Raw genomic sequence first — 4,800 nt, 5'->3', positions numbered from 1 at the left:
TGCCACTGCCTAAGCCTCCTGCACAACGCGCCAGCCGCCTCGATGCCTCTGCTTACTCGGCCACTCTGACCCCCAGCAAACCTCGCGCGACGCCTCCCGTCGTCGTCGCGCCCGCCGCCGCTCCGGTCGCGGTGCCGACAGCCGAAGTGCTGCGGCTTCCCACCCCCACCTCCAGCCCCGCTGCCGCCAGGCCGGGACTGCCCATAAAAACAGCCAGCAAGGCGCCGGCCAGAGCCGCCGCGCCCAAACGCACGCGAAAACCCGCCGGCGCAGCCAAGCTCTTCGTGCTCGACACCAATGTGCTGATGCATGACCCGATGTCTCTGTTCCGCTTCGAGGAGCACGACGTCTTCCTGCCCATGATCACGCTCGAGGAGCTGGACGGCCACAAGAAGGGCATGACCGAGGTCGCCCGCAACGTGCGCCAGGTCAGCCGCGAACTGGACCAGCTCGCCGCCAGCCTGAAGACCAGCGGCATCGAGGAGATGGCCAAGGGCCTGCCCCTGGCCGGCACGGGCCACCGCGAAGCCGAGGGCAAGCTCTTCTTCCAGACCGAGCTGATCGATGCGCCGCTGCCGCAAGGCCTGCCCCAGGGCAAGGCGGACAACCAGATCCTGGGCGTCGTCCAGGCGCTGAAGGGCATGCACCCAGGCCGGGAAGTGGTGTTGGTGTCCAAGGACATCAACATGCGCRTCAAGGCGCGGGCCCTTGGTCTGCCCGCCGAGGATTACCGCAACGACAAGACGCTGGAAGACTCCGACCTGCTCTACACCGGCGTCCAGGCTCTGCCCTCGGATTTCTGGGACCGCCATGGCAAGACCATGGAGAGCTGGCAGCAGGGCGGCACGACCTACTACCGCATCAGCGGCCCGCTCGTGCCCACGCTGCTGATCAACGAGCTGGTCTACCTGGAGGCGCCCGGCGAGACGCCCCTGTACGCCAAGGTCACCGAGATCACCGGCAAGACGGCCGTGCTGCGCACGCTGAAGGACTACGGCAATCAGAAGCACGCCGTCTGGGGCGTGACGTCGCGCAACCGCGAGCAGAACTTCGCGCTGAACCTGCTGATGGACCCGGAATGCGACTTCATCACGCTGACCGGCACCGCCGGCACCGGCAAGACGCTGATGACGCTGGCTGCCGCCTTGGCCCAGGTCTTCGATGACCGCCGCTACAGCGAGATCATCGTCACCCGAGTGACCGTGCCCGTGGGCGAGGACATCGGCTTCCTGCCGGGCACCGAGGAAGAAAAGATGGGCCCCTGGATGGGCGCCCTCGACGACAACCTCGAGGTGCTGGCCAAGGGCGGCTCCACCGCCGGCGAATGGGGCCGTGCCGCCACCAATGACCTGGTGCGCAGCAAGATCAAGATCAAAAGCCTGAACTTCATGCGCGGGCGCACCTTCTTGAACAAGTTCGTCATCATCGACGAGGCCCAGAACCTGACGCCTAAACAGATGAAGACCTTGATCACGCGCGCCGGACCGGGCACCAAAATCGTCTGCCTGGGCAACCTGGCGCAGATCGACACGCCCTACCTGACCGAAGGCAGCTCGGGCCTGACCTTCGCGGTCGACCGCTTCAAGGGCTGGGCCCACAGCGGCCACGTGACGCTGGCCCGCGGCGAGCGCTCGCGGTTGGCGGATTTCGCTTCCGAAGTTCTTTGAACCGATGCGGCCCCTTCGTGGGGCCGTTTTTTTTCCATCAAATGGTTGCGATACCATTTCGCATCCACTGCCTGGCATTCCCATGATCTACCGCTCCCTCGGCCGCACTGGCTGGAACATCTCTGCCATCGGCTTCGGCGCCTGGGCCATCGGCGGCACCTGGGGCCATACGGACGACAGCGCCGCGATGGCGGCCCTGCACCGGGCGCTGGACCGCGGTGTGAACTTCTTCGACACCGCCGACGTCTACGGCGATGGCCACAGCGAGCGCCTGCTGGCCCGCCTCAAGCGCGAGCGCCCCGGCGACGCCTTCTACATCGCCACCAAGGCCGGCCGGCGCCTGAACCCGCACGTCGCCGACGGCTACCGCGATCTGCGGCCCTTCATCGAGCGCAGCCTGCAGAACCTCGAGACCGACAGCCTGGACCTGCTGCAGCTGCACTGCCCGCCCAGCGCCGTCTACGCCATGCCCGAGGTCTTCGCCGCACTGGACGACCTGGTGCGCGAAGGCAAGCTGCGCCACTACGGCGTCAGCGTTGAGCGTATCGACGAAGCCCTGGCCGCGCTGAAGTTTCCCGGCGTGCAGTCGGTGCAGATCATCTACAACCTGTTCCGCCAGCGGCCCGCCGAAGCCTTCCTGCCTGCCGCACAAGCCGCACAGGTCGGCGTGCTGGCCCGACTGCCGCTGTCCAGCGGCATGCTCAGCGGCAAGTTCACGCGCGACAGCCGCTTCGGCGCCGACGACCACCGTGGCTTCAACCGCCAGGGCGAGGCCTTCGACAAGGGCGAGACCTTCTCGGGGGTCGATTTCGAGCAGGGCCTCGCCGCCGTCGAGGAATTACGCGCCCTGCTGCCCCCGGGAGTGAGCATGGCCAGACTGGCGCTGCGCTGGATCCTGATGAATGAGGCCGTCACGACCGCCATCCCCGGCGGCCGCACACCCGAGCAGGTGGATGAGAACGTCAGCGCTGCCGACCTGGCCGCCCTGCCCGCGCCGCTGATGCAGGCACTAGTGGACGTCTACCAGCGCCGCATCGCGCCGCAGGTGCACAGCCTCTGGTGAACCCTCGCGCCTTTCGTGCAGCATTAAAAAAGCGGCCCGCGGGCCGCTTCGTTCTTTGCCCCCCGACGGCTCAGGTACGGCGACGGCGACCTGCCGCCAAGCCTGCCAGCGCGATGCCCACCAGGGCCATCGAGGCCGGCTCCGGCACATTGACGGTGATGTCGGTGGTCGCAAGGGTGGCGCCGGCCGCATCGGTGACGAAGAGGCGGAAGTCCGTCGAGCTGGCCGCATACGGGTTGAAGTTGAAGCCCGGTGTCGTCAGGAAGGACATCTCCAGGTTCCACGACTCGCCCAAAAACGTCGGCAGGCCCGCGGTCAGCAGGTCGATGTCGGTGTAGCTGACGGCGGCGCTGCTGTCGGTGTCGATGCCCAGCCAGATCTTGCAGCCCTGGCAGCCCCGAATGTCGTAGGCGAAGTCGAAGCTCCAGTTCGCGTAGTTCTTGCCGTCTGGCAGGTAGACGCCACCTTGCGCCTGGAAGTTACGCACGCCGTCATTGGCCAGAAAGGCGCTGTTCTTGTACGCATGGGCGCCGACGGCGACCTTCACACCGCTGGCCGCCACAGCGGCGAACTGCACGGTCTCCAGGCCGCTGCTGCCCGCAGGCGGCCAACCATCCGCCGCCGTCAACATCGTCAAGGCGGCATGCGCCGAGAGCGGGGCCAGGCCGGCGAAAGCCGCCGTGGCAAGCATCTTCTTGATCATCTGTTTGTCTCCAGTGTGGGCAATGTTTTGCAGGCCCTGTTGACGCAACAACACGCTTTGGGGCGACGCACAATCCCTAGTGCATCAACCATGCCAACACCTCGCCGCTTGTAGGACGGTCCAGTAGGACGAGCACCGCAGGCAACCTTGAAATGCCCCCACGGTTGAAGGTGGAAATTCCCTCGACATGCGGCAAACCCTAGGGTTAGGCCCTTGCGCTGAAATGACCCGTCAGGGAAATGCCACCCAATGCCGATCAGATATCCGGTTAACGATCAGTCGCCGCGCTGAACGGCTTTCGAGAATCGTTTCACGCCGGCATCCTGGGCCGTCGCCTGGCGTCCAGCATTGATCAGCCTGTCGATCTGCTCCGCCGGCAGCTTGAGCCGCGTCGGAATCGCGTTCAGCGCCTGCTCCTCGGTCTCGGGCAAATCAGCAAAGCTGATCTGGGTGACGCTGAACTTGATGTCCTCGCAATGCCATTCCGGGTTCAGCGCCCGCAGCGCGGCCTTGCGCTCGTCGCTGAGACTGCAGCGATAGGTCACCAGGTCGCGCTCCCAGTTGCGCACCATGGGCACAAAGCTCGCATAGCTCATGCGCATGGTGCTCTCGATGGCCGTGTCGACGGCGCCGGATGCGATCTCCATGCCCGAGGGGCCGGCCACCTCGCGGGCCCAGTCCGCGCTCGGGCCCTGGCCAGCATCGACGACGATGAAAAGCAGGCGGCGCATCGTCGCCGCGTCCTGCTCGGGGATGGGGCCATAGGGCGTGTTCAGCAGCACGCGGCTTTGCAGGATGGCCACCAGGCCGAGGTTGTCGGTCAGTCCACCGTCGACGAGCTTCAGATAGCGGCCCGCCTTGGGGTCGGCGTTGTCGCGGAACAACCGCGCTAGCGCCAGCCGCAGCCGGTACTGGTCGTCGCGCTCGTCCCGGCGCACCGCCAGGCCCGGCGGCATTTGCACCTGGCAGGCATCGGGAAAGCGCTCCAGCACCACAGGCGCGAAGAGCAGCGGCACCGCCATCGACGCCGCCACCGCCTCGGAGACCGGATAACTCGCCAGGTCACTGCACAGCGCATCGAAGGCACGCTCATGGAAGGGAAAGGCCAGCCGGTACTGCACATTGCTGGCGCTGATCCACACCACGGGCCGCGAGCGCTTGAACATGTCGGCGAATGTCGCGCCCTTGAAGACATCGTTCTCCAGCCAGTCGTTGAAGTCGCTGCGATCGTTCAGGCCACCGGCAAACAGACGCCGCAGGTTGTTGGGGTTGAGCAGGCTGAAGCGCAGGTTGGCTTCGCCGTCGCGCAGCAGCACCTTGTCGCGGAACTCACGCAGGCCCTCGGCGCCGTGCAGGCCGAAGTAGGC

The 4,800-nt window shown here is 66.2% G+C and carries 4 protein-coding genes; 2 read left to right on the top strand and 2 right to left on the bottom strand.

What is annotated here, in order from left to right:
• Together ACXJKJ_RS29915 and ACXJKJ_RS29910 are read left to right on the top strand one after the other, a co-directional pair.
• A partial coding sequence (locus tag ACXJKJ_RS29915; protein WP_457394926.1) for a PhoH family protein occupies nt 1-1,667 on the top strand: 1,667 nt, incomplete at its 5' end.
• 82 nt (nt 1,668-1,749) lie between these two features.
• Nucleotides 1,750-2,730 (top strand): aldo/keto reductase, encoded by a 981-nt coding sequence (locus ACXJKJ_RS29910; RefSeq protein ID WP_457394924.1) that lies wholly within the window; start codon nt 1,750-1,752, stop codon nt 2,728-2,730.
• A 70-nt stretch (nt 2,731-2,800) separates the two neighbouring features.
• Here ACXJKJ_RS29910 and ACXJKJ_RS29905 read toward each other — a convergent pair whose 3' ends face one another.
• Together ACXJKJ_RS29905 and ACXJKJ_RS29900 are read right to left on the bottom strand one after the other, a co-directional pair.
• The gene (locus ACXJKJ_RS29905; RefSeq protein WP_457394921.1) at nt 2,801-3,433 is read right to left on the bottom strand and encodes a PEP-CTERM sorting domain-containing protein; all 633 of its coding nucleotides are present in this window, start codon (nt 3,431-3,433) and stop codon (nt 2,801-2,803) included.
• Nucleotides 3,434-3,708: 275 nt separating this feature from the next.
• Nucleotides 3,709-4,800, bottom strand: a 1,092-nt coding sequence (locus ACXJKJ_RS29900) for a patatin-like phospholipase family protein (RefSeq protein WP_457394918.1), incomplete at its 5' end; no start/stop codon positions are given.

Source organism: Roseateles sp. P5_E1 (assembly GCF_054049335.1).
The sequence above is the reverse complement of the archived record's forward strand: the minus strand, read 5'-3'. Positions and strand labels throughout refer to the sequence as shown.

Bases quoted from the DNA above. Each gene is read 5' to 3' on its own strand.
- ACXJKJ_RS29910 (WP_457394924.1), top strand. From the start codon at position 1,750: ATGATCTACCGCTCCCTCGGCCGCACTGGCTGGAACATCTCTGCCATC.
- ACXJKJ_RS29905 (WP_457394921.1), bottom strand. From the start codon at position 3,433: ATGATCAAGAAGATGCTTGCCACGGCGGCTTTCGCCGGCCTGGCCCCG.